Genomic DNA, 24754 nt, shown 5'->3' on the forward strand with positions numbered 1-24754 from the left:
ATGCTACTGAGACTGTTGCTGCGTTTGTTCCGGCGCCTCATCGGGCAGGTAGAGACTACCTTTCTGCCCACAACCGCTGATCAACAGCACACTGAAAAAAATAGCTATCCAACAGGCTTTCACGACGTTTATTCCCGATATTAAGTTAATCGTCCGATTATACAGCGCCGTTGCCATGATGAGTACCTGCACAAACTGCTATATACTCTCAGCTAACAATAATTTTCCGCCTGTGAGTACGACAATGAACGAATCTGAATTTAATCAACGCGTTGATAACACCCTGGAGCAGATTGAGGAGGTCCTGGACGAGGCGGAAACCGATCTCGACGTTATCAATAACGGCGGTGTACTGACAGTGATCTGTGAAAACAAAAGTCAGGTCATCCTTACCCGCCAGACCCCGGTTAAACAGCTCTGGCTGGCGGCCCGCAGCGGCGGTTTTCACTTCGACTTTGATGGTAAAACCTGGGTCCGCGACAGTGATGGGGCACCATTGAATGGAGTGCTGCAGGAGATTCTCTCTGAACAGGCTGGCGAACCGTTCAACTTTGATCTGTAAGGATAAATAACCGATGTCATTTGAAAGCGCACGACAACGCCATCTGCAAACCTTCAACCGCCTGCCAGAGATTCAGGCCGATGTTGAGAAACTGGCCAACCAGATTTCAGCTACCTTTACTAATGGTGGCAAACTGTTATTTCTCGGCAACGGTGGCAGCGCAGCGGATAGTCAGCATCTTGCTGCTGAGTTTGTGGTTCGTTATAAAGCGGAACGCCGGGCACTACCTGCTATTGCATTAACGGTAGACAGCTCAATTCTGACCGCCCACTCCAACGATTACAGTTTTGATTCGGTGTTTACCCGACAGATCGAGGCACTGTGTCGCCCTGAGGATCTGGTCATCGGGCTATCCACCTCAGGCAACAGCGCCAATGTGATCAACGCCATTGAAGCTGCACAACAGATCGGTGCAACCTGTTGGGCCTGGACCGGAGAGAGTGGCGGTAAGTTAGATGCCATTGCGGATCACCTGATAAAAGCACCGAGTACCGAGACCGCCCGGATTCAGGAAGCGCATATATTTATCGGACACTGGCTCTGCGAAGAGATGGACCGGCAGCTAAGCTCTTAATAGATAAGTTCTTAATAACCAGCGACTGAAGAGACAACCACAGAATAAAACCGGGGAGTTATGACTGAATGCCAGCCATCTGTTTCACCAGTGTCAGTTGCTGATCCAGTGCCCCCCGATTTGACTCGATGCAGGTGCGCCCGCGAATACCCATCGCCCGGGCCTGTTCCGGGTGATCCAGTAGCTCAGCCAGGGCTCGCTGCAGTTCTTCAGCATCACTGACAACCTGTAGCGCCAGCTCCTGCTCCATCGTCGCGACTATCTGATGAAAGTTATACACATGGGGGCCCATCAGCACCGGCTTACCTAACACCGCCGGCTCCAGCGGGTTGTGCCCCCCTCTTTCGATCAGACTACCGCCGACAAAAGCGATATCGGCCGCGCTATACAGCGTCATCAGCTCACCCATCGTATCCCCCAGATAGACTTCGCAATCAGGCGCGGGAGCGGGAGAAACACTGCGTCGACAGGTGCGCAAACCCGCTTTGACACTCTGATCGTAGATCGTCAGGAAACGCTCCGGATGGCGGGGCACCAGTATCAATAACAGAGTGTGATAGCGGGACTTCAGATTACGATAAACCTCGAGCAGCTGCGTCTCTTCATTATCATGAGTACTGGCCGCGATGATAACCGGGCGAGTACTCCCCCAGGCATGACGCAACTTTGCGGCTTCCTCGTTCGCCCCTGCGGGAGTATCAATATCAAACTTGATGCTACCGGTCACCTGCAGCTTATCCAGCGCAAATCCCAGCGAGATAAAACGTTCACCATCGTCCCGGTTTTGCACGGCGATACGGCTGACCTCACTCAACATCAGCCGGGTCAGCCAGTTGAAGCGCTGATAGCCTTCGGCAGACCGGGCTGACAAGCGGGCATTGGTGACCACAACCGGAATCCCGCGCTTAGCACAACTGTGAATCAGGTTGGGCCAGAGCTCCGTCTCAACGATGACACAACTGCGGGGCCTGACACGCCGGTGGAAACGGCTGAGGGCACAGGGAAGATCATAAGGGCAGTAGGCATGTCCAACGCGGTCACCAAAATGAGTCTGTACCCGGGCACTACCCGTTGGCGTCATACTGGTGATAAACACCGGTATCTGCGGATGTTCAGCCAGAAGCTTGTCCACCAGCGGAATGATGGCCATGGTTTCACCAAACGATACCGCATGGATCCAGATCGGTCGCTCCCCGCTTAACCGGGGGATGAAACCAAACCGTTCGCCCCAGCGATGACGATATTCAGGACTCTGACGTCCGCGCATCCATAGCTTCAGCAATATCAGCGGTGTCAGGCAGTAAAACAGCAGCGAATAGAGCAATCGGGTCATGGGAATAAACGGATTCCAATCAGAAAACATCAGTTTACCATTATCAGCCTGTGATACCGAAGGTATAATAACCCCTGTTAAGTTGCGGAACGGCTCATGCAAACGATAAAGACAGATCTGGTTATTCTTGGCGGTGGTATTGCAGGCCTGTGGCTGCTCAACCGGGTGCTACAACAGGGTTATGATGCCCTCCTGCTGGAAACCGCCGATCTTGGTGGGGCACAGTCGGTACGCTCTCAGGGAATCATCCATGGCGGCACCAAATATGCGCTCAATGGTGTGCTGACCCAGGCATCCAGCAGCATTGCCGATATGCCATCCCGCTGGCGCGCCTGTATCGAAGGCTGCGGCGAGCTGGATCTGAGTTCAGCAAAGATCCTCTCTGAGGCCCATTATATGTGGTCTAAGGCCTCGCTGGGGGCAAAAATGACCAGCTTTTTTGCCAGTAAAGCACTGAAAGGCCGGGTTGACGCGGTTTCGCCCGATCAAAGGCCTGAGGCCTTCAGCCACCCAGACTTTCGCGGTAATCTCTATCGACTCAACGAGATTGTGCTGGACGTGCCAACGGTCATTGACGCACTGGCCAGGCCCCATACTCAGCGGATACTCAAAATTAACGCCAATGATATTCAGTTTGAACTGGCAGATAGCGGTGTAACGGCATTGCAACTTCCCCAACTGCGAATCGAAGCACAACGCTATATCACCACTGCCGGGGAAGGCACTGAAGCACTTTTGCAGCACTTAAATATACAACAGCCACAGATGCAGCGCAGACCTCTGCATATGGTCATGGTACGCCATCAATCAGACCTGCCTACCTTTGCCCACTGCATCAGTGGCGGCAGTAAGCCAGTGGTCACTATTACCACGCATCCCGCCAGTCATGGCGAGTATGTGTGGTATCTGGGCGGAGATCTGGCGGAAAGCGGAATAAAGCTCTCCTCAGAACAGCAGTGTCAAAAGGCCGAGAAACTTATCCGTGAACTGCTCCCCTGGGTCGAGTTAAAAAACCCGCGCTGGGCCAGCTTTCATATTAACCGGGCAGAACCCAAACAGTCATCTCTCACCCGCCCGGACTCTGCCTTTGCCCAGACCGCCGGGAACTGTATCATCAGTTGGCCAACCAAACTGGCGCTGGCACCCGATCTCAGCGATCAGATTCTCACCCTGCTGGATGAGCAGCATATTGCCCCAGCAAGCAAAGCCGACACCCTTGTCACCGGTCAGTTGCCCCACCCTGACATTGCCCAACCGGTGTGGGAGACCATGTTTTGCTGACACTCAGAAACCTCGCCGGCACCGGGTTGCGGGTCAGTCCCATTGGGCTTGGCACCGTTAAGCTGGGACGGGATAAAGGGGTGAAATACCCCAGCCGCTTTACCATACCGGACGATCAGCAGGCAGCCAGACTGCTGGACCTGAGTCGCGATCTTGGTATCAACCTGTTGGATACCGCCCCTGCTTATGGGAACAGTGAAACGCGACTGGGGCCGTTACTGCAACACCAGCGCCACCACTGGCTGATCTGTAGTAAGGTCGGAGAAGAGTTTGACCCGCAGACTGGCGAATCTCATTTCAATTTCACCCCGGAGCACGTGCGCTTCAGCATCGAACGCAGCCTTCAACGATTACGCACCGATGTGATCGATATTCTGCTGGTGCATTCCGATGGTAATGATCTCGACGTTATCAATCACTACGGTATTCTTGAGCAACTGGAGCAACTGAAAGCAGAGGGGAAGATTCGCGCGGGAGGGATGTCCACAAAGACCATTGAGGGCGGAATCGAAACGCTGAAACGTTCCGATATTGCCATGGTCACATACAATCTGGATTACCAGGATGAGCTGCCAGTTATCGATTATGCTCTGGCAGCCCAGAAAGGGATCTTTATCAAGAAAGCTCTGGCATCAGGCCATATTGCCGAGGCAAGTGAAGCGGACCCAGTGCACGCCAGTTTCGATCTGGTACTTGGCCACCAGGGCGTCAGCAGTGCCATTATTGGCACGATCAACCCAGACCATCTGCGCACCAATGTCATGGCCGCTGTAGAGAGCCTGAAGGCAGGCCCGTCAAACGATTAATATAACCAATCAACTGCTCTGTATTTTCTCCACAATCGCTGTGGTTGAGCAGTTATCAAGAAAAGACAACACTTTTACTTCACCACCATAGCTTTTGACATACTCACCGCCAACCACCTGCTCAAGGCCATAATCCCCCCCTTTCACCAGCACCTCGGGACGGATCTGTTCCAGCAACCTCTCGGGAGTATCCTCAGCAAAACTGACCACCCAGTCGACCGCTTCCAGACCTGACAGCACCGCTTTTCTTCGTTCAACCGGATTAATAGGACGCCCTTCTCCCTTAAGCCGGCGTACCGACTCATCATCATTGATCGCCAACACCAGCCGGTCGCCTTGCGCCCGCGCCTGCTCCAGATAGCCGACGTGACCCGCGTGCAGAATATCAAAACAACCATTGGTAAAAACAATCTTTTCACCGGCGGCCCGGGCATCCTCCAATGCGATCAGCAACTGCTCATCGCTAACAACACCTCGCTCAGATCCCTGGGCCCGATTGACCGCCCGGCGCAGTTCCGGACCACTGATCGCGGCGGTGCCCAGTTTACCCACCACAATACCGGCAGCGATATTGGCCAGCCCGGTAGCCACCTCGAGGGTTTCACCGGCAGCCAGCGCCGTGGCCAGAGTCGAGATAACCGTATCACCCGCACCGGTAACATCGAACACCTCGCGGGCATGAGCAGGAAAATGGACCTCGTTCTGGCCCGGTTTAATCAGAGTCATCCCCTGCTCACTGCGGGTCACCAGCAGTGCTTCCAGATCCAATTGTTCCACCAGGAGTTGCGCTTTCTCAACCAACTCCTGTTCCGAGCGACAGCACCCCACCACTGCTTCAAACTCACCCATATTAGGGGTAAGAAGTGTTGCGCCACGGTAACGTTCAAAGTCGGTGCCTTTTGGATCGACCAGTACTGGCACTCCGACTTTACGGGCGGCGTTGATCAGCACCTGAGGATTACTCAGGGTACCTTTATCATAATCCGATAACACCAGAGCACTGACATTACTCAGCATCATCTCAGCCTGCTGCTGTAATGCTGCGCTGTGGTCAGCAGTAAAACGCTCTTCAAAATCCAGACGGATCAGTTGCTGGTGACGACTCAAAACACGTAGTTTAGTGATCGTCGGTTCACTGTCACTGGTACAGAAACGACAGTTAACCTGCGCCGATTCAAGCTGCTGCTGCAACGCCTGACCCGCTTCATCCCGCCCTACAATACCGACCAGTGAAACACCTCCGCCCAGAGCGGTTATATTCAGTGCAACGTTAGCGGCGCCACCGGGGCGATCTTCCCGCTGATCGATTTTGACGACTGGCACCGGCGCTTCCGGGGAGATTCTCGAAGTCGGCCCATGCCAGTAGCGATCCAGCATCAGATCGCCGACAACTAAGACCTGCGCTTTATCTAATCGGGGCATTACCAGTTTCATTGATTGGGTTCCTGATTTGTGGTTTCGTCGGTTTCCATAGCGACCGCAGTTTCAGAAAATTGCAGGCTGTGAAGATTGGCATACACCCCGCCTTTTTGCAGTAGCTGAGCGTGACTACCCTGTTCGATAATTCTGCCAGCATCCATCACCAGAATACGATCAGCATTTTCAATAGTCGACAGCCGGTGAGCAATCACCAGTGTGGTTCGTCCCTGCATCACATTTTCCAGCGCATCCTGAATATGGCGTTCAGACTCGGTATCAAGTGCTGAGGTTGCCTCATCCAGAATGAGTATTGGCGCATCTTTGAGAATCGCCCGGGCGATCGCAATACGCTGGCGCTGACCACCGGATAGCAGTACTCCATTTTCACCCACCATGGTATCCAACCCATCCGGGAGGTGCTTAACAAACTCCGCTACATGGGCTGCCTCTGCCGCCGCTTCAATCCGTTCGCGGGGGCACTCAGCCATACCACCATAAGCGATATTTTCAGCAATTGTGCCGTTAAACAGAACGACCTGCTGATTGACCAGCGCGATCTGACTGCGCAGATTAGCCAGTGTATAGTCCTGAATATTGTGCCCATCGAGAAGGATCTCTCCCTCAGTGACGTCGTAAAACCGCGGCAGCAAACCTGCCAGAGTCGATTTACCACTACCGGACTTACCCACCAGCGCAATGGTCTCGCCTGGTTGAATATCAAGACTGATATTTTCCAGAATCAACTTACCATCGGGGTCATATCTGAATCCAAGGTTCTGGAATGACAAAGCCCCTTGAGAACGTTCAGACTCCAATGAACCGGTATCTTTTTCCGGCTGTGTATCAACCACTTCAAAAACACTTTCAGATGCGGCCAGTCCCGACTGAATCATGCTGCTGATCTCTGTGAGCGAACGTACCGGCTTCGCCATCAGCGCAGCGGCAGAGATAAAGGCAATAAACTGCCCGGTCGTCATCTCTCTGATCAGATCTGGCTCCATCGCCAGAAATGTCATCAGGGCAATCACTCCAGCCACCATCATCTGCACGAAGGGAGTAGTAATCGACTGAGTCACCACCATCTTCATGACCTGACGACGATTCTGTTGACTGACTTTGATAAAACGTTCGGTCTCAAGTTCTGTGGCGCCGAAAATACGCACCACCTGATAGCCCTTAATGGCTTCAGATGCGGACGAGGTAATATCACCGACGCTCTGTTGCACATTGCGACTGATGCCACGCATCCGGCGTGCCGCAATGCCCACCACAACACCCACCACCGGCCCGACAACCAGAAACAGTAGCGTTAGCTTCCAGTTGAGATAAAGCATATAGCCAAACAGCCCGATAACAGTAAAGCCCTCACGAATAGCTACCTTCAACGCATTGGTTGCCGCCCCGGTAACCTGCTCAACGTTATAGGTTAATTTAGCCAGCAGCTCGCCGCTGGAGTTTTTATGATAGTAAGCACTGGGCAGCAACATCAGATGTTTAAACAGATCTGAACGCAGATCGTGAACCACATAGCGGGCCACATAGGAGAGTCCATAGTTGCCGAGAAACGTACCAACACCGCGGATAAAAAAGATTCCTAACACTGCCAGGGCCAGCAAGCCCCGATTGTCCAGCTTGCCTGACCCTACTGTATCGACAAACGCCTCCAGCCATTTTGCAGATGCCGTCTGTGAACCAGCATAGATAGCAAAACCAACAACGCTGAGTAGAAATGCTGACCAATATTTTTTGACATACCTGAGCAGGCGAAGATACACCTGCAAACTATTCCCACTTTTCACTATTGAAAAATTCTCAGATTATTGTAGACAGCCATAACAAATCTACAGCGCGATACGCTAGTGCTGCTGGACGACAAACATTACAATTTCATATTTTACAACATTAGCATCAAATATGGACAACAAAGGCCCTTTAACGCTGTATAACTTACCAACAACGCAATGTTGTTTTTGACACATACGACCTAACTCTAACATCTATTGATGATTTCTTATGCCAAATCCCATCTCCATCGCGATTGTTACTCCCTCTTTTAATCAAGCGCCCTTTGTTGAAGAAACCATACGCTCGGTAGTAAACCAACAGTACCCTGAACTACAGTATGTAGTGATCGACGGAGGCAGCACTGACGGCTCCCAGGATATTATCGAGGCATACTCAGACCAACTACATTTTTATACTTCAGAGCCTGATCGCGGTCACGCCCATGCTCTGAACAAAGGTTTTGCTGAAACCGATTGTGAAATAATGGCCTGGATAAATTCAGATGATAAATATACGCCACAAGCCCTCCATACCGTAGCCAGAATTTTCGAGTTATTCCCTGAAGTAGAATGGATTACAGGCTTTAATGGCTTATGGAATAAAGAGGGGGTAATGACAACAGCCCAAAGGAACCCAAAAAATATCTATGACTTTCTAACTGGAAAGTATAACTGGGTTCAACAAGAATCAACTTTTTGGCGCAGAAGTCTATGGCAAAAGGCTGGGGGCTATATTGACGAGAGTCAGAAATACATGGTTGACGGAGAGCTTTGGTGCCGCTTTTTTCAGCATGCTGAACTCTATTCGATAGATGCTATCCTTGGAGGTTATAGAATTCACGATCAAAACAGAGCTATTCAGAATGCAGCTGAATGTCACCAGGAGATGCTACCAATCATTGACGCGATGAAAAGAGAACTCCCACAAAACGTCATAACCACGGCTAAAAAAATCAACGCCCTGAGAAAGATAAGAAAAGTCCCTATACTTAAGAGGCTCGGTTTATCCAGGATGATCTCAACACATCACTTAGACTCAAATTTCCAAGAGATCGATTATAAAAACATTCACTACGCCAATGGCAGGTGGCAGATTCGCACCTTGCCATACAAATAAAATATCCTGATTACCCATGATCGTCGGTCACATCAATGTTACATATAAAGACAGTTTGTAGAGGAAGCGTAAAGGCTGAAAATCCGGACTGAATACCTTAAGGCTAGTGTCCGCGTCAAAGCTGAGCCTCCATTCCGAATCATTCAGTGCCCGTTTGATTTTATAAAAACGCGTTATCCTGGTTTGATGAAAAGCGATAGTAAAAACGGCTCATGCCAATATCACACACGTTGATCATATGCTGAACGTAAGGCAAATCCACCAGCACTCAGGGAAATCAATGAGATTAGAGGACTGCTTAGCTGACTAAATATTAACCATGTCCGCTAAAATCACTCAATTAAGCAAAACTGGGGCGCTTAATCGTAGCTTCCCTAGTGTTACCCAGGTTTGAATATTATAATCACCTGATTTTACAGCATCTGGATGAATTGTGGGCAATAAAGAAGCGTGCTGGTCAGATTTTCTTGCACCGAGATATTGGCTGATATGGATCGGCATCGGGCTTCTGCGTCTGTTTTGTGCCCTACCATTCCACTGGGGGCTCTGGATCGGAAAACATCTGGGGCGAATTCTTTACCACCTGATGAAAAATCGCAGATATATAACCACTGTCAATATTCAAACCTGCTTTCCGGAACTTTCTCCCGAAGAACAGCAACAACGGGTGAGAGAAGTATTTGAGCACAATGGCACAGGCCTGATAGAAACAGGCTGGTCCTATTGGAAAGATACACGTTTTTTCCATCAGATAACGGAGTTCCGCAACTTCGACCTGCTGGACCGGGAACTGGAAAAGGGCAATGGCGTCATTCTGATGGGATGGCACTTCTCCTGCCTCGACCTCGCCGGACTACTTTTCTCGCTTCATGGCAAGCCTTGCAGCACTCTGTACAGAAAACATGACAACCCGATGCTTGAATGGTTTTTTACCAGCGGACGTAAACGTTTCAGTCACCCTGTAGAACGTAAAAAAACCCGCCTGATGCTCAGAGCGATGCGCAACAACCACTGTATCTGGTATGCCCCTGATCAGGATCTTGGGCGAAAAGGAACCCTGTTTGCACCTTTCTTCGGCCACCCCGCCGCCACCACGATAGCAACCACAAAAATGCACAGCCTGAATGGCTCCCCATTAGTAAAACTGGACTGTTGGAGGAAACCCGATAACTCGGGTTATATCCTCGAATGCAGTGAGGTAAAAGGGTTTCCTTCAGGTTCAGAAGAGCAGGATGCGTTGCTCATTAACAAAGCGATTGAAGAGGGTATCCGCAAAGCACCTTCACAATATATGTGGGTGCATAAACGCTTTAAAACAGCGCCTTTAGGGGAAAAGAATATTTATCAATCGATCAGAACTTAAAACTTCAGGGAAGCTCGCTTACAACGGAGAAAGTTTCTAATCCGATTTTTTGGGCTAATGTCCATGTACTGATACAACCATGAACTGCGCAAATCATCATAGATACTGTAACCCAGTATCATGGCGTTGGCTTTAAAGATCTCATATAAAGCATAGGCAGTGGCTGCAATAATCTCTTTTTCACTGAATTCTTGCCCTGCCCGGTTTTGATTCGCAAAACATTCAGCCGATTCGATAAAAGCACAGAATTCGGCTTTCCCTTTCAGATAAAAATTGTCATTAAATAATCCATCGACATTAACGCCGTAATCACGAAAGCTTTTCAGGAACAACCCCATTCTACTCCTGTGCATCTCCTCCCTTTTATTAGAAGCATTGTTGGAATGTTTGCGGTAATAGAGCAACACATCCGCAAGATTAGAAACTCGGGTAAACTGACTCATTCGGTACCACAATTCCCAATCTTCACACATAGATAATGATTCATCAAAATACAAACCATGATGTATTAATAGCTCGGTGCGCAACATCGACGCAGGGCAGCAGATATTACACTGAAAAAGCAAACGGGCAGCAATATAATCCGGATCGGAAGGCAACACCTTAAGGCTTCTCTTGCCAGACAGCGAGTCTCCCTCAAAGGTTTCATAGGCTGAACTGATCAGACCAAAATCCGAATTCACTTCCAGAAAGCTAACCTGCCTTTCGATACGATGGGGAACACTGATATCATCAGCATCCATGAAGGCTATATATTTACCTTTCGCTGCTCTTATACCTCTATTGCGTGAAGCACTTACACCGCTATTTTTCTGGTTTCGCAAAAGTGTAATATTATGCGCACCCATACTCTCGATAAGAGCAACACTGTTATCGGAAGAGCAATCATCAATAACAATAATTTCAATATTAGGATAAGTCTGTTCAGTAATAGATATGATTGACTCACTCAGATAATCTGCACCATTAAAAACAGGAATAATGACGCTAACCAATGGCAGGTCTGACACGTTCATTCCTAAAGCCTTATCCAGTCAGCTGGCACGAGAGGTTTACTCAGTCTTTGCATTTCAGGGTCTGCATACCATTGCTGAGGGGCAATGACCTCTTTACGACTATTATCATTTAACCATGCCCCCCACCAACTAAAAGAGCTGTTCGCCACGATATTATGATCACACTGACTCATCAGATAGATATCTTCACCTGCGAAGCGTTTCTGCTCTGAGGCAATATACTGCGCGCGCTTCACCTTTAAATTTTCTTTCACCCAATTAATATCATCGGAGAAAATATAAAAATCGACCTCTGAATGGCCTTCCTCAAGGTGCTTTATCGCAGCAGAGTAATACTCCAGCGAACAAACCCCATGAGTCCTATACGCAGACTGATCGCTGACATAATCGCCACGACGGATATGCACTGACACACTAACAACCGAGTTTTTTATATCCTCAAATACCCGCCGCGAGTAATCAGATAGTTTGTACTCCAGGGACAGAAACTCCTGCAGCTCACCCCTTATATTTTCAAAGTATTTCTCACTCTGAAAATAACCCACAAGATAATGGTTATCTTCCGGCAACAGCATCTTTTCATCAAAGGAAAAGTTAGACTCCCTGATGACACGTCTGCTTTTTTTGCCCTGAAGCTTCCGTAACACTGTCGATAGAGGTCCCACACGGGTTAGAGCGTTCACCTCCGCATCAGATGCAATCTCAATACCCTGGCCATAGGCCCCCAGACTAAAGCCTCCATGTAGTGTATAGGTATCGAACTCAGATATATCCAACTTAACACGATAACCTTTTCCAACGAGCGACAACGCATACGCATATTGAAACAACTGGTTACCTAAACCACCTATCAATCTGACAATAACCACATTAACTCCCTGAAAACTCAACCATATAATCCTGGACACCCGACCGACAAGCAAGCAACAATGAGATAACAATCATAAAGAAAGCATAGGAGACGTTGGCGTTCAAAGGGGCCTCAAACATCGCAAATATCATGTAGACAAATAATGTTATATAGATACACCCTTTGGGGAAAAGATCGCTGCTCTTAACCGCCTTCATAGGCACCAGAAACAACATTAGCAACAGTAGCACCCCAGGAACCCCTCTCGTCAGCCAGGCCTGAAGAATCTCATTATGGACATGAACATACCGCTTTGTTGAGATAGCGAGGGATCCACTCTCTATTCGATCGGGAAATATCTCTCCCAGCCGCCATGTTCCCTTACCTAAAAAGGGTTCATCAAGAATACCGACTATCGCTGCACGGTACATCTGCACTCTCTGGCCTGTCGAGCTGACAGTTGATGATCTCTCTGACTGTTCTTCCACATACATATCTACACTACTAATCATCGATTCGATGCGACTGAAGGGATTCATCATCGAACCAAACAGAATCAGAGGCATTAGCAAGATCAAGATATCCTTGAGACGCCCCCTGTTTCGGAAAACGTGAAAAACAGATAAACACAAAAACACGCAGATCAGCGCCAGTATTGCGCTCTTCGAACCGGAAGCAAAAACGCCACCAACAGCTGTGATAAAGCACGCCCGATAATACAGCTTTTTCATATCGACAGACTCAATCAGACAGAAAAGCATAACCATTCCTGCGGCGCAGGTTATCAGTAAAGCATACATATTAATAAGCGAAGTACCTACTGATATCCTCCCTCCCCCCTGTATAAACCAGACGATAATCCCCAGACTGCCGGTAAGCCCTGCAAAAACAGAGATTGCCACTTTAAGGGTGGTAAAGGTTAACACCCGACTTTTCCTTGCTACCAGAAACACCATTACAACTAAAAGTGATATTCTGAAGAATTCGACAAAGGTTTCAGCGTCTATCTTTGACTGATACAGAATAAAAGCATATAAAAAACACATTGGATATAATAGAAGGGTAAATATCCACGTGATATCCTCCTTCCCTATCCCATCGGTCAGCACCCGGTATCTGCGACCAAAAATAAAGAGCGAAACCAGGCCCCCAACAATCAGCAATCCATTGGCAAGTTCATTTGCTGCAAGATAGATGACCAACGCGAATAGTACGCAATAAATAACGAACTGACCCGCAAGGCCTTCCTTGTAAAACATAGCCATTACTAACTTCCTGTTATATTACTTCAGAACAAACTTGATTAAGCTCATAAATCCGCGGATACCTTCTTTTTAATAGTCCCGCAGGCTGTACCTTCAGCCTCAAATACTTTCCAAACCTACTCTTAAGTGTTTTCATATTTTCTCTACAGTAAATTGATATACTGACTTGTAGAAGCTCAATAACAAGACATTTAACCGCCTCATGAACGCAGTCAAAAATATGAGTAACCGCGGCAGAGAGAGTATGCTTTCAATTCATCCTGATATTGCTGAAAAGCACGTTGTAACGCCTGCTGATCATTTAGCGGCAGGTTCTTCTTCCACACCCTCACTTAGCGAACCGGCTCACTCAAAAGCTACTGTTTACTTATTAGATTCTGGAGTTGCTGCCAAACAAAATCGCCCGGCAAACTGCTATAGCAAGGGGGCTCCCCCTCTTCAAGACGCGGACAACACTTCTCTTTACAAGGAGAGCATTCATATTGCGCCTGGAGATTGGTAACATTGTTCCCCTGCGCTCCAGTCAAGGCAACGCTGGTACTACCAAATACCGATACTGTCGGGATGCCCATAGCGGCGGCTACGTGCATCAAACCAGTGTCGACACCAACGGCACCATTACTTCTGGCGATGATACCGCACAGATCCCATAAAGACATTTTAGGCAGAATTTCTCCCCAACCGGCCTGACTAACTATTCTCTCAGCGCGCAACCGTTCTTCTTCGTTAGCCCAGGGTAAAAGAACACCTTTCTCTCTCTTTTTTGCCAGTTCAAGCAAACGTATCCACTCTCTTTCTGGCCAATGTTTGGACTGCCAGGTGGTACCATGAAAGAAAACATACTTTCCCTGCCAGTTTTCAGGACAGGATGCTAACTTCCCGGCCTCTATCCCAAAACAAGCGTCACCAGCCAGTTCATAATCCAAAGCACGGGAAAAAAGCAGGCGAACCTTATCAACTGCATTTGTTACGGACAGGGTTGATATTCCCTGTTTATAAAATACTCTCGTCTCAGGATCCGTAGCGCTGTATTTATCAGGCCCACAAACAGGAGCACCTGACAACCACCCAACACGCGCAGACTTGATCCTTCCCTGAGCATCAATAACAAGATCATACTTTGTCTGTCGTAATGCTTTGTAGAAGTGGTACTGTTCTGTCAAAGTTTCTAAGGCAAAACGACGCTTCTTCCAGCGTAAGCGTCCATGAGGGATAACATTCACCCCAGGATGCAATCTGGCAATATCAACAAAAGGTTCTTCACAAAGCCAATCTATCTTCAGCCCCTCAATGTTTGCCAGCGCATCAGTAACCGCAGGCATGGTATGAAGCAGATCGCCCAATGAAGACATTTTCACCAATAATATTTTTTTCATCATAACTTAATTTCTAAATAGTAAGAATGAGATAAGTGCAACAGCTACCAGACATAAACCCTCTCATCCTCTTTAAATTATTCACAATGATAATAGTTATTCATGGCCTTCAAACATATCATTGAGTTCAGCTAGACGTTTATGCCGTCGATTCAATAGCTCCTCTTTACTTACTTTTAAACCAACAAGCTTTTTCAGTCTGTTCTTAAAGCTCTGCATTTCCTTTCGACAATATATTTCTCTACTAGCCTGAAGGTGTTCAATTATTGGTTTATCCACGTCAACATACTGACGATCGAATATATAGGTATAAGCTGCAGATAATCGATGTATTTTTAGTCCATGATCATATTCCTCTACAGCCTTTTGTAAATTCTGCTGATCTATAAGACTCGGATTCTCTTCTATCAATCGCATCCACAGTTTAACGAATTCAATCACCTTACTACTATAATCAAAATAAATTGTTCCGGATAAAAGTTCTTCACTACCGTCTTTTTTATTTATAACATTCACGGCCATATCACACTTTATATCATTAAAATATTCTTCCATATTTTCATGAACAAAAGCATCCGCATCTATATAAAGAACAGGCTCTTTATATTTTTCCAGGCTTTCCAGAACGATTCTGGCTTTCAGGTCTGTCATCATTTTCCATTCGTTTGGTGGAAAACTACGAAAATCATATTGATGCCCAACCCTCCTCAGAGATCGAGCCAGCAATTCATAGGCCGAGCTGTAAACGGGATCCGTTGTATAAAAACCAATAACAATCATATTATTTTCTCTAAAATACTGTTTGCATGCGAGCCTGATCTGTTAACGTACCTGTATGCCCAGATCACTGAACAGTTGCTCAAACTTGCTATTTTCTGTGCCATTGCGATATGAGATCGTTTCAATTTCAGGCCTCAACCATCGGGTTAGTAACAGGGTAGAGGAGACATCCCCAATAACCCGGACCTCGCTTTTCAACAGAGGTAAAATAGCCTCATAACTCACTGAGGAGGGAAGAAGATCAACCCCATACTGCTTTAATCCGAGAGCATCTTCACAGCTATTACGCGGATGATATTTAACGGCAACAACCCCTTCCAGCTCAGAGAACAGAGCCAACACCTTTTCTTTGTAGCCACTATTTTTCTCAAACAGCGACTCATGGGGCAACGTTATTAATACATCAAGGTTGAGGATCTGTTCCTCACTAACACCGTTTACCTGCAGCATCATCTGGGAAAGCTGCTTCAGAGAGTCCGACTGAAAGCTCTCTGCAGACAGACAATGGATAACCTTAGTTTTCAGACGCGGGTCGATCAGCTCCGGAAAGGCGACATGAATCTCACTTATCCAGGCAGATTCGCCAACCGTCAGGGGATTTTTCCACCATAGGCCATAGAACAGTTTTTTTAGCAGGTTATCCACGACCACATCACCAATGCCACTGGACGCTTCACGTCCAACATAGGTGAATGTGCCTTCATCCATATAGTGACCCACGACCTGTTTGCCGTTTGACCCGGCAACATGCATCCCATACTGAAACTCTATACGGCGGTCATTCCCTACAAAAATATGATCAGGCTCCAGCCTTTCAATTAAGCTCTTTATATTCCGAAACAGTACTCGCCTTTTTTTCAGTTTGCTCAAACCGCCTTTAAGGCGTCCATAGAACAGATGCGACTCAGCAAAGGGAGAGCTTTGCCACTGCTGAACAAGCTGGAAAATCTGCGGTACCTTTCCCTCAGGCTGATCGATAAACACCAGTATTGCGTTCTCATTTTCACGCTCACCTGCAATAGCAGTCGCTGTAAAAAGATGCAGTAACGTTGATACAAAATAGACTGAGCAGTTCACAATTAATCCTCAGCGTTCAGGCATTGTAACGATAGAGTCTGCCACACAATCTCCGGCGTCAGATTAGCAAACACGGCAGGCTCGACATCGCGGCCGCTGTCAGTTTGAGTTTTCGCCTCTAAGCAGATCTGATCCTTACCATAACCACCCACCAGCCCCGGGTCAGTGGGGCCAAACAGAATCACATTGGGGCGGTCCAGTGCGGCAGCCATATGCGACAGGCCGGTATCCACCGATACACACCCGGCAGCGCCTGCCAGAACCTGCGTCACCTGAGCCAGGTTTAGTTTGGGCAGCACTTCAACGGCATGACTATCCCGGGCCAGCCGCTCTGCCCGCGCTTTCTCGTCAGGGTTCCCCCAGGGCAGTTTGATCTTCCACCCGGCGGCAGTCGCTTTATCGATCAGCTCCAGCCAATAGAGCTCCGGCCAGTGTTTATCAAAACGGGTGGTGCTGTGAAGAAAAACCAGATAATCCGATGCGGTAGTCTGATCAGGCATAAAGTGTTTACGAATGGCAAAGTCACCACGTCCCTGAACCTCATAACCCAGCGCCCGGGCAAACAGCTGTCGGGTGCGCTCTACCGCGTGCTGATCTTTGCTGACGTTTATTTTGCGCTGATAAAACCACGCAGCCTGCGATTCCCGGGCCGAATGTTTATCGTAGCCACAACTTATCCCCCGACTGTAACGGGTCACCAGCATCGCGCTTTTCAAAAGCCCCTGAGCATCGATCACCAGATCATAATCCGTCTCAGACAACGCCGTGCGATAGCGTTTCCACTCGCCACTGGTAAATGTCTTCCAGAGGTTTTTGCGCCAGCGACGGATCGCCACCGGTATCACCTTATCAACGGCAAAATGCCACCGGGGAATTTCAGCAAATCCCTCCTCCACGACCCAGTCAAACCGAATACCGGGGATAGCGTTTACCGCATCCGTAAGCGCCGGCAGGGTGTGGATAACATCCCCCATGGATGAGGTTTTCACAATCAGAACTTTCAAGGGGATTCCTGTCTGTTTCAGAGGCGTTAAATAAGGCCGCAGTATACCATTTATCATTCACAGTTCACCCATCCGGGGGATAGCTACGGGATCTGCGGCACTGAATTACAGAGGATTTCGCTGCTTTCAGGTTAATTTTCTTCGTTTTATCCCGCTTTATTATTCGGTAGCCGATTCCCTTTTTAATCATTGCTGATTACAATCATTGGCCTGAAAATTTCTCTGAATCACGCTGCGTGCAACAGATCAATCAACTTATTATCTTTTCGAGGTAACCAATGGCAGCTTTTGGAACTGTGTTTATGCCGGAAATGGCAATCTCCTGGTTTGATGGCAACAGCTGGAGCGCAGCTGAGGTCGTCAGCAGCGATAGCCTGCAGCTGCACCCGGGAGCACATGTATTGCACTATTCCAGCACCTGTTTTGAGGGCCTCAAGGCGTTCCGTCATCAGGATGGATCAATCAATATCTTCCGCATGGACCGTAATCTCGAGCGCTTTTCTCAAAGCAGCCAGTTACTGGCTCTGCCAGAGATAGATAAAGCTGCCACCGGTCAGATGATTATCGATATTGTTAGCCGCTTTAAAGATGAAGTACCTGAGCCTCCGGGTTCAATGTATATCCGCCCAACCCATTTCGGCACAGAGCCGGCGATAGGTAAGGCTGCAACCCCTTCTGTCACCTCCTGCCAGTATATTCTGCTGTCGCCGGTGGGCGATTACTTTGCCGGTGGCGACACGACCCTGCGCCTGTTGCTGGAAGAGAATGGTGCCCGTTGCGCCGCCCATATGGGAATGATTAAGAGTGGCGGTAACTACGCCAGCGCACTACGCCCGATTATGAAAGCCAAACAGGAACTTAATGCTGACCAGGTGCTGTTCTGCCCCGGTGGCGATGTTCAGGAAACCGGCGCCGCAAACTTCCTGCTCATCGATGGCAATCAGGTGATTACCAAAGCGCTGGATGAAAGCTTTCTGCATGGCGTAACCCGCGATTCGATCCTGACCATCGCCCGGGATCTGGGTATGGACGTTCAGGAGCGCCAGTTGACGATTGATGAGTTACTGGAACGTGCAGCCAAACCGGGCTGTGAGGCCGCCCTGTCAGGTACTGCAGCGGTACTGACCCCGGTTGGCACGCTGATTCACAAGGGTAAAGAGTACCCGGTGGGCAATGGCGGTATCGGCGCAACAACCCTGAAACTGCGTCAGGCACTGAACAATATTCAATGGGGACTGGCAGAAGACACTCACGGCTGGCTCACCCGCATCTGAGGTTGGTTTGTCACCACACACAAAAAAAGCGCTTCGGCGCTTTTTTTTTGGCTCTGGGAATAAATAGTTTACACTTAGCCGATGATATGGATTTCATAAACTGATCACGGAACACAACAACACCGATGCAAAGAAGCTATTTTCCCTTCATTACCACGGGCTGGTTAATGCTGACCCTTATGATGGCAGGGCTAAGCCTGTATGCTGACTACAGCAGGCTCAAAAAAGATCTCAGTAATGATGCGCAGTTCGTATATTCATCGATCTACGAAAAAGCCTATATTAATGAAGTGCTGCTCCAGAGTTTTACCGTACTGGTGTCATCATCACCCAACGATCAGGAATCGATTCGTAGCTTTGCCAACGAGATGCGCAAACGTTACCCACATATCGAAAGGCTGCAGATTCAGCGACAGCAGAAAGTGGACGGCAGCAATTTTGGCAGAGCTGAAGATTTCCGTATTGACCCGACCCGGGATGACTTCAGTGTCCGCTTTCCCATCACGTTTATCGAACCCCTCAACCCGGATACCCGCTATCTGCTGAACAAAGATCTGCTGACTGATCCGGTGTTTACCGAAACCATCCGTTTCGTGCGCAAATATCATCAGCCGGTGACTTCCCCTCCTTTCACTCTGGACAACAACAAAACCGGATATGGTCTGTTCCTGGCGTTCTTTGAACGCAATACGGCCCCCTCAGCCGACAACCTCTATATCGCATCACTGATCATAGATACAGAGGGGATGCTGCCAAACACCAGCTTCCTTTCCGAACATGCCAGTATCAGCCTGATGGATGAGAACGGTGAGATTCTTGATCAGCATCTCTCAGAGGCAACAACCAGATTGCCTATCTGGCTTCCCACCCTTGAAGAGCAGCGCACCGTCACTCGTTTTGGCCAGTCGTTCAGGATCAAAATTGTGCATAAGTTCGGCCCCAAGAACATCAACCTGGGGATGCTGCTGATCCTGTTATCAGCGTCACTCGCGGTCTACTTTATGCTGACAGCCTACCTGCGGCAGAAAGTGAAAGCGGCTATCGAACACTCATCCATCTATGAGACGCTGAAAAATGAGCGCCAGCAACTGGAAGTGAGAATCCATACCCGCACCCGTGAACTACGGGAACAGTTAGTGGAAAATCGTCGCCTGACCCATCAGGTGCTGGCGGTACAGGAAAAGGAGCGGCGCAACCTGTCACGCGAGCTGCATGACGAATTGGGGCAATCGCTGACAGCGATCAGAACCGATGCCAAAATCCTTAAGCGGGTGCACCCGGAAGAGAACAGCCTGGTCAACCAGACAGCCGAATCGATCGATGCGATCGCTCAGAATATTTATGATGTTACCTATGGAATGATGCGGGCATTGCGCCCGTCAGCGCTGGACGATCTGGGCCTGATTGACGCGATTCAGGAGTGTATTGTCTCTAACCGCTTAGCCGAACATGGCATCACCCTGCATCATGACTACCGCGGTGCACTCAACGAGATGTCGGAAGATTACAACATCACACTGTTCCGTCTGGTGCAGGAAGCATTCAGCAATATCATCAAATACGCTCAGGCGCGCAACGTCTGGCTCGATATTCACAGAACCTCACAGGGACAACGCAAAGAGATCAGTGGCGACCGTCTGGAGGTTATGATCAGTGACGATGGCTGCAGTTTCGATATCGAACAGGATGCCTTCAAAAAGGGCTTTGGTCTGATCGGCATGCGCGAACGGGTCAGAGCCCTGGGAGGTGTGTTTCAGATCAGTAAAAATCATGACCGGGGTACCCGGATAATCGTGGTTATCCCGCTTGGTTCTGAGGCGACAACAAGCGCTTCAGAAAGGGCCATACCTGATCAAGAAGCGCCGGCTGAGCCTGCGCATTAGGGTGCAGACCATCCGCCTGCATCAGTTGCGGTTGCAATACCACTGGAGCCATAAAAAACGGCACCATCGGCACGCCCTGCTGTTCCGCCACCTGGGCAAAGAGCCCGCTAAAACCGTCGCTGTAGCGAGGGCCATAATTGGGTGGTATACGCATCTCCAGTAACAACACCTGAGCTCCGGCGGACTGAGACTGACTCACCAACAGGCTGAGATTGTTCTTTATAACCGGCAGAGGAGCCCCCCGCAAACCATCATTGGCCCCCAGTTCCAGCAGTACAATGTCTGGCTGATACTGATCCAGAAGGTCGGGCAAACGCGTAATACCACCATGGGTTGTCTCTCCACTGATACTGGCATTAACCACCTGATAGTCGAACTGACTGTCGTTCAGCCGCTGTTCGAGCAGTGTGACCCAGCCTCTGTCTTTAGGGATTCCGTATGCAGCAGAAAGGCTGTCACCCATGACTAAAACAGTACCGCTCCATGCTAAGCTAGACACCAGTAACAAGATGATTCCAAAAAGAGATGACATGATGACTCCCGAACCCAGTGCTGTATTGATTGCCAATGCCCTGGCGAAAACCTTTGCAGACCAGAGCGGTGGATTGGATATTTTTACTGATATCAGTCTGCGCGCCGAGGCTGGCGAGAGCATCGCTATTATCGGCCCATCCGGCGCAGGTAAATCAACCCTGTTAAGTATTCTGGCAGGATTAGACGAACCAAGTAAAGGCTCTGTTGAACTGTTGGGTCAGCCACTGGCCGGACTCGATGAGCACTCCCGTGCCGAAATGCGGGCCAACCATATCAGCTTTGTGTTTCAGTCATTTCAGCTATTGCCGGAACTGACAGCCCTGGATAATGTCCAGTTAGCCCTGGAGATACAGGGGCACCCCAACCCTGAACAGCAGGCTGCAGACTGGCTTGACCGGGTTGGCCTTCAGGCGCGACACCAGCATACCCCCGCGCGTCTCTCCGGCGGGGAACAGCAGCGGGTCGCGATCGCCCGGGCATTTGCCACGCAACCCAGTCTGTTATTCGCCGATGAGCCCACCGGTAATCTGGATGAACAAACCGGCACCGAGATCATTGAGCAGCTGTTTCAGCTCAATCAGCAACTCAACACCACGCTGATTCTGATCACCCATGATACCTCTCTGGCTCAACGCTGCCAGCGGCGACTCTACCTGCATAACGGACGTTTGCAGGAGCAATAGGATGAGATCATCACAACTTATCCGTCTGACCCTGAAACAGAGCCGCTCCGACCTGCGAACCTTTGAGTGGCGGGCGCTGTTACTGGCGCTGTTCCTGGCAACAACCCTGGCCAGCTTCCTGACCTTGCTGGGCAATCAGCTGGAAAAAGGGCTGAATCGCCAAAGCGCATTAATGCTGGGGGCCGATCTCAGCCTGAGTGACAGCCAGCCTATCCCCGCCAGCCTGCTGACGGCAGCATCTGAACAGGGCTTGCAACACAGCAACGTCATTCAGTTTTCCACCATGGTGAGCACCGATGAGCAGATGCTGTTGAGCTCTGTCAGGGCTGTCGCCTCCCCCTATCCACTCCGGGGGGAGATAGTTACCCAGCCACCGCAATCGACCCGGATACCCGCTCAGGGAACCGCCTGGGCCGAACAGCAACTGTTAGAGCGGCTGGGGATCAGCGTTGGCGAAACCATCACGCTGGGATATTCACAGCTGAAAATCACCGCGGCAGTCATCAGTTCACCCGACCGGGGCACCGGATTTCGCAGTTTCAGCCCGCAACTTCTGATCAATCGGCAAGACCTGGCCGCCACCCGGGTGATTCAGCCGGGTAGCCGGATCGGCTACCGGACGCTATTCAGCGGCCCGGAACAGCAGATCAGGGATTTTCACGCCCGACTGCAACAAGCCCTGACACCACAACAGCGGCTCTGGTCGGTCTATGAAGATCAGCCGCTGGCATCCGGGGCGATGCAAAACGCATCTGGCTTTCTACGCATGACCTCCCTGTTTGGCATACTGCTGTGTGGCCTGCTGATCACCCTCAGCCTGAGGCGCTATAGCAGCGCACAGTATCGCCGCAGCGCCCTGCTGCAGAGCCTGGGAATGAAACCACGACAGATACTGCAGCTGTATCTGATAAAGTTGCTGCTTGGCTGGCTGCTGGCCGCCCTTATCGGCGTGATCGCAAGCCTGCTGTTGCTGCAACTGACCGGATCAGTACTACAGCCGCTGCTCCCCTCAGGACTGCCCTCCCCCGATTATCGCTTAACCGCTACCGGCCCATTGCTGAGTCTGGCGTTACTGCTGGCTATAGGGTATTCACCGCTACTGCAGATCAGCCGGATTCCGGTGATGGGATTGCTGCGCCATGATCAGCTCAGCCATCAGGGGCTCAGCTGGCCCGTCCGGCTGGTTATACTGTTTTTGTCAGGCGCCGTGATTGCCCTCTATCTGGGCTCGGTCACCCATGCTCTTGCCGCCACGCTGTTAAGCGTCATCACCATCCTGCTGGCCGGTCTTTGTGCCAGTCTGCTACTGCCCCCGGCTGGCCGGTTGCTAGCCCGACGGTTTCGTCTGGGACGCCTGCTCAGTTACCGCATCCACCAGCAACGTCAGTGGCACCGGGTGCAGCTGGGTATCATGTGCCTGTTACTGACCTTGCTATGCAGCCTGCTGATCAGCCAGACCGAACTGGTTAACCGCTGGCGAGCTCAACTACCGGTGAACACCCCCAATCAGTTTGTTATCAACATCCAGCCCTGGGAGTTGCAACCGCTCAGTCAGTTTCTCACGGATTCAGGGATAGAAACGGACCTCTATCCAATGATACGGGGTCGGATCACCGCAATTAATGGTCAGCCTCCAGAACGGGTTCTGGATCAGGATCAGTTGGAAAACAATGCTTTAAAGCGCGAGCTAAACCTGAGTTGGTTAGCCAAAGCGCCAGCGCACAATGAGTTGGTGAGTGGTTCCTGGTGGCCCATGGATACTCAGGAGAACCTGATCTCCGTCGAACAGCAACTGGCAGCCAATCTCGGTTTAAAGCTGGGCGATAAAATCACCTTTGAAGTGGGAGGCGATTCGTTTAGCGCGACGATCAGCAACACCCGTAAAGTTGAGTGGCGCTCTTTCCGGCCAAATTTCTATATGATTTTCAGCCCTGGTGTGCTGCAGAACTATCCACAGACTTATATCACCAGTTTCCGGTTATCAGATAAGCAGGTGGGGTTAAGCCGCGAACTGCTCAAACGTTTTCCTTCGCTGACGCTGATCGATGTCAGTCAGTGGATCAATCAGGCGAGTGAGCTGATCGATCGCCTGATTCAGGCATCGACCCTGATCCTTGGCATAACCCTGTGTGCCGGCATCGTTCTGGTGCAACTGCTGGTATCACAGGAACTGGAACAACGACGCCACGAAAACGCCCTGTTACAGGTGCTGGGGAGCACCGCAGCACAAACCCGGCAACTGGACATTCTCGAATTTGCCCTGCTGGGCTGCGCCAGCGGCGCGATGGCCGCTGTGTTAACGGAGATAATCACCGGCCTGATCAGCTATCGGCTGCTGGATCTTCCTCTGCTGCTGCATCCCTGGATCTGGCTTATCCTGCCGCTAACCGGGATGCTGTTGTTTACCCTTGCAGCACTGATCAGCCACCGTCACAGCGGCTACCGGCAACTACAACAGAGTTGATATAAGCACGACTATAAGCCCCGACTATCAAGTCTGGAGTGCATGAGCCCGGATATAAAGATTCTTCGCGTGTTATGGGGAAGAATTGATATCTTCCCGGTTTAAGTCAGGTTGGTGCGCTCTCCAGATATGTAAAATCTCTGCAAAGCAATCTCTTGCAGGCGGGAAAAGCCCAAGCTCCTGACGTTGCAGTGACGCTAAGAAGTATAAGGAGATGTTTACCACAGAGAGCACAGAGGACACAGAGAAACGCTATTTATAAGGTTTTCTCTGTGCTCTCAGTGTCCTCTGTGGTGAGTCTCTTTTAAA

Annotated in this window: 22 protein-coding genes; 10 read left to right on the forward strand and 12 right to left on the reverse strand. The window is 49.8% G+C overall.

Annotated features, from left to right (window positions below; all coding sequences use genetic code 11):
• Nucleotides 1-3: 3 nt before the first annotated feature.
• The gene (gene lptM, locus OCU43_RS22340) at nt 4-108 is read right to left on the reverse strand and encodes an LPS translocon maturation chaperone LptM (protein WP_425424963.1); all 105 of its coding nucleotides are present in this window, start codon (nt 106-108) and stop codon (nt 4-6) included.
• Nucleotides 109-244: 136 nt separating this feature from the next.
• Between lptM and cyaY the strand changes: the two genes are divergently transcribed.
• Together cyaY and OCU43_RS21345 are read left to right on the forward strand one after the other, a co-directional pair.
• Nucleotides 245-562 carry an iron donor protein CyaY gene (gene cyaY, locus OCU43_RS21340; RefSeq protein ID WP_091360335.1) on the forward strand — a complete coding sequence of 106 codons (318 nt, stop codon included), beginning with the start codon at nt 245-247 and terminating at the stop codon, nt 560-562.
• A 13-nt stretch (nt 563-575) separates the two neighbouring features.
• Nucleotides 576-1136: a D-sedoheptulose-7-phosphate isomerase gene (locus OCU43_RS21345; protein ID WP_091360333.1), complete on the forward strand. Its 561-nt coding sequence runs from the start codon at nt 576-578 to the stop codon at nt 1134-1136.
• Nucleotides 1137-1194: 58 nt separating this feature from the next.
• Here OCU43_RS21345 and waaA read toward each other — a convergent pair whose 3' ends face one another.
• Complete coding sequence (gene waaA / locus OCU43_RS21350; RefSeq protein ID WP_245756612.1) at nt 1195-2499, reverse strand: lipid IV(A) 3-deoxy-D-manno-octulosonic acid transferase; 1305 nt, start codon at nt 2497-2499, stop codon at nt 1195-1197.
• 66 nt (nt 2500-2565) lie between these two features.
• Between waaA and OCU43_RS21355 the strand changes: the two genes are divergently transcribed.
• The gene (locus tag OCU43_RS21355; RefSeq protein ID WP_091360331.1) at nt 2566-3750 is read left to right on the forward strand and encodes an FAD-dependent oxidoreductase; all 1185 of its coding nucleotides are present in this window, start codon (nt 2566-2568) and stop codon (nt 3748-3750) included.
• Nucleotides 3744-4556 carry an aldo/keto reductase gene (locus tag OCU43_RS21360; RefSeq protein WP_217647459.1) on the forward strand — a complete coding sequence of 271 codons (813 nt, stop codon included), beginning with the start codon at nt 3744-3746 and terminating at the stop codon, nt 4554-4556. The genes OCU43_RS21355 and OCU43_RS21360 overlap by 7 nt, the downstream gene beginning before the upstream one ends.
• Nucleotides 4557-4565: 9 nt before the next feature.
• Here OCU43_RS21360 and hldE read toward each other — a convergent pair whose 3' ends face one another.
• Nucleotides 4566-5990 carry a bifunctional D-glycero-beta-D-manno-heptose-7-phosphate kinase/D-glycero-beta-D-manno-heptose 1-phosphate adenylyltransferase HldE gene (gene hldE / locus OCU43_RS21365; protein WP_091360327.1) on the reverse strand — a complete coding sequence of 475 codons (1425 nt, stop codon included), beginning with the start codon at nt 5988-5990 and terminating at the stop codon, nt 4566-4568.
• Nucleotides 5987-7774: a lipid A export permease/ATP-binding protein MsbA gene (msbA, locus tag OCU43_RS21370; RefSeq protein ID WP_245756611.1), complete on the reverse strand. Its 1788-nt coding sequence runs from the start codon at nt 7772-7774 to the stop codon at nt 5987-5989. Before msbA ends, hldE begins: the two co-directional genes overlap by 4 nt.
• 214 nt (nt 7775-7988) lie before the next feature.
• Here msbA and OCU43_RS21375 point away from each other — a divergent pair, with 214 nt between their 5' ends.
• The gene (locus OCU43_RS21375) at nt 7989-8876 is read left to right on the forward strand and encodes a glycosyltransferase family 2 protein (RefSeq protein ID WP_091360325.1); all 888 of its coding nucleotides are present in this window, start codon (nt 7989-7991) and stop codon (nt 8874-8876) included.
• A 433-nt stretch (nt 8877-9309) separates the two neighbouring features.
• Entirely contained in the window at nt 9310-10239 is a 930-nt protein-coding gene (locus OCU43_RS21380) for an LpxL/LpxP family acyltransferase (RefSeq protein WP_217647458.1), read from the forward strand.
• Here OCU43_RS21380 and OCU43_RS21385 read toward each other — a convergent pair.
• From OCU43_RS21385 to rfaC, 7 genes are all read right to left on the reverse strand, one after another.
• On the reverse strand, nt 10236-11255 hold the full coding sequence (locus OCU43_RS21385; RefSeq protein WP_091360322.1) for a glycosyltransferase family 2 protein: 1020 nt from the start codon (nt 11253-11255) through the stop codon (nt 10236-10238). The two genes, OCU43_RS21380 and OCU43_RS21385, sit on opposite strands and share 4 nt — an antisense overlap.
• 2 nt (nt 11256-11257) lie before the next feature.
• Nucleotides 11258-12124 carry an alpha-1,2-fucosyltransferase gene (locus OCU43_RS21390; RefSeq protein WP_091360320.1) on the reverse strand — a complete coding sequence of 289 codons (867 nt, stop codon included), beginning with the start codon at nt 12122-12124 and terminating at the stop codon, nt 11258-11260.
• Between the two features lies 1 nt (nt 12125).
• Nucleotides 12126-13370, reverse strand: coding sequence for an O-antigen ligase family protein (locus OCU43_RS21395; protein WP_091360318.1), 1245 nt, complete (start codon nt 13368-13370; stop codon nt 12126-12128).
• A 356-nt stretch (nt 13371-13726) separates the two neighbouring features.
• Nucleotides 13727-14749 carry a lipopolysaccharide heptosyltransferase I gene (gene waaC, locus OCU43_RS21400; protein ID WP_091360317.1) on the reverse strand — a complete coding sequence of 341 codons (1023 nt, stop codon included), beginning with the start codon at nt 14747-14749 and terminating at the stop codon, nt 13727-13729.
• A gap of 93 nt (nt 14750-14842) precedes the next feature.
• On the reverse strand, nt 14843-15526 hold the full coding sequence (locus OCU43_RS21405; RefSeq protein ID WP_091360315.1) for a putative nucleotide-diphospho-sugar transferase: 684 nt from the start codon (nt 15524-15526) through the stop codon (nt 14843-14845).
• 42 nt (nt 15527-15568) lie between these two features.
• On the reverse strand, nt 15569-16603 hold the full coding sequence (locus tag OCU43_RS21410) for a polysialyltransferase family glycosyltransferase (RefSeq protein WP_091360314.1): 1035 nt from the start codon (nt 16601-16603) through the stop codon (nt 15569-15571).
• Between the two features lie 2 nt (nt 16604-16605).
• Nucleotides 16606-17607: a lipopolysaccharide heptosyltransferase RfaC gene (gene rfaC / locus OCU43_RS21415; RefSeq protein WP_091360312.1), complete on the reverse strand. Its 1002-nt coding sequence runs from the start codon at nt 17605-17607 to the stop codon at nt 16606-16608.
• A gap of 278 nt (nt 17608-17885) precedes the next feature.
• Here rfaC and OCU43_RS21420 point away from each other — a divergent pair, with 278 nt between their 5' ends.
• Nucleotides 17886-18881 carry a branched-chain amino acid aminotransferase gene (locus OCU43_RS21420; protein ID WP_091360311.1) on the forward strand — a complete coding sequence of 332 codons (996 nt, stop codon included), beginning with the start codon at nt 17886-17888 and terminating at the stop codon, nt 18879-18881.
• A gap of 167 nt (nt 18882-19048) precedes the next feature.
• Complete coding sequence (locus OCU43_RS21425) at nt 19049-20764, forward strand: ATP-binding protein (RefSeq protein ID WP_175483570.1); 1716 nt, start codon at nt 19049-19051, stop codon at nt 20762-20764.
• Here OCU43_RS21425 and OCU43_RS21430 read toward each other — a convergent pair.
• The gene (locus OCU43_RS21430) at nt 20679-21227 is read right to left on the reverse strand and encodes an arylesterase (RefSeq protein ID WP_245756610.1); all 549 of its coding nucleotides are present in this window, start codon (nt 21225-21227) and stop codon (nt 20679-20681) included. The genes OCU43_RS21425 and OCU43_RS21430 overlap by 86 nt on opposite strands.
• A gap of 67 nt (nt 21228-21294) precedes the next feature.
• On the opposite strand from OCU43_RS21430, the gene OCU43_RS21435 reads away from it, so the two are divergent.
• Both OCU43_RS21435 and OCU43_RS21440 read left to right on the forward strand, forming a co-directional pair.
• Entirely contained in the window at nt 21295-21981 is a 687-nt protein-coding gene (locus tag OCU43_RS21435; RefSeq protein WP_091360306.1) for an ABC transporter ATP-binding protein, read from the forward strand.
• Between the two features lies 1 nt (nt 21982).
• Nucleotides 21983-24445, forward strand: coding sequence for an ABC transporter permease (locus OCU43_RS21440; protein WP_175483569.1), 2463 nt, complete (start codon nt 21983-21985; stop codon nt 24443-24445).
• Nucleotides 24446-24754: the final 309 nt, after the last annotated feature.

The sequence above is a fragment of the Amphritea atlantica genome (assembly GCF_024347255.1).
In the GTDB taxonomy this organism is placed as follows: Bacteria; Pseudomonadota; Gammaproteobacteria; order Pseudomonadales; family Balneatricaceae; genus Amphritea; species Amphritea atlantica.

Bases quoted from the DNA above. Each gene is read 5' to 3' on its own strand.
- cyaY (WP_091360335.1), top strand. From the start codon at position 245: ATGAACGAATCTGAATTTAATCAACGCGTTGATAACACCCTGGAGCAG.
- OCU43_RS21345 (WP_091360333.1), top strand. From the start codon at position 576: ATGTCATTTGAAAGCGCACGACAACGCCATCTGCAAACCTTCAACCGC.
- waaA (WP_245756612.1), bottom strand. From the start codon at position 2,499: ATGTTTTCTGATTGGAATCCGTTTATTCCCATGACCCGATTGCTCTAT.
- OCU43_RS21355 (WP_091360331.1), top strand. From the start codon at position 2,566: ATGCAAACGATAAAGACAGATCTGGTTATTCTTGGCGGTGGTATTGCA.
- hldE (WP_091360327.1), bottom strand. From the start codon at position 5,990: ATGAAACTGGTAATGCCCCGATTAGATAAAGCGCAGGTCTTAGTTGTC.
- OCU43_RS21375 (WP_091360325.1), top strand. From the start codon at position 7,989: ATGCCAAATCCCATCTCCATCGCGATTGTTACTCCCTCTTTTAATCAA.
- OCU43_RS21385 (WP_091360322.1), bottom strand. From the start codon at position 11,255: ATGAACGTGTCAGACCTGCCATTGGTTAGCGTCATTATTCCTGTTTTT.
- OCU43_RS21395 (WP_091360318.1), bottom strand. From the start codon at position 13,370: ATGGCTATGTTTTACAAGGAAGGCCTTGCGGGTCAGTTCGTTATTTAT.
- waaC (WP_091360317.1), bottom strand. From the start codon at position 14,749: ATGATGAAAAAAATATTATTGGTGAAAATGTCTTCATTGGGCGATCTG.
- OCU43_RS21405 (WP_091360315.1), bottom strand. From the start codon at position 15,526: ATGATTGTTATTGGTTTTTATACAACGGATCCCGTTTACAGCTCGGCC.
- OCU43_RS21420 (WP_091360311.1), top strand. From the start codon at position 17,886: ATGGCAGCTTTTGGAACTGTGTTTATGCCGGAAATGGCAATCTCCTGG.
- OCU43_RS21425 (WP_175483570.1), top strand. From the start codon at position 19,049: ATGCTGACCCTTATGATGGCAGGGCTAAGCCTGTATGCTGACTACAGC.
- OCU43_RS21430 (WP_245756610.1), bottom strand. From the start codon at position 21,227: ATGGGTGACAGCCTTTCTGCTGCATACGGAATCCCTAAAGACAGAGGC.
- OCU43_RS21435 (WP_091360306.1), top strand. From the start codon at position 21,295: ATGATGACTCCCGAACCCAGTGCTGTATTGATTGCCAATGCCCTGGCG.
- OCU43_RS21440 (WP_175483569.1), top strand. From the start codon at position 21,983: ATGAGATCATCACAACTTATCCGTCTGACCCTGAAACAGAGCCGCTCC.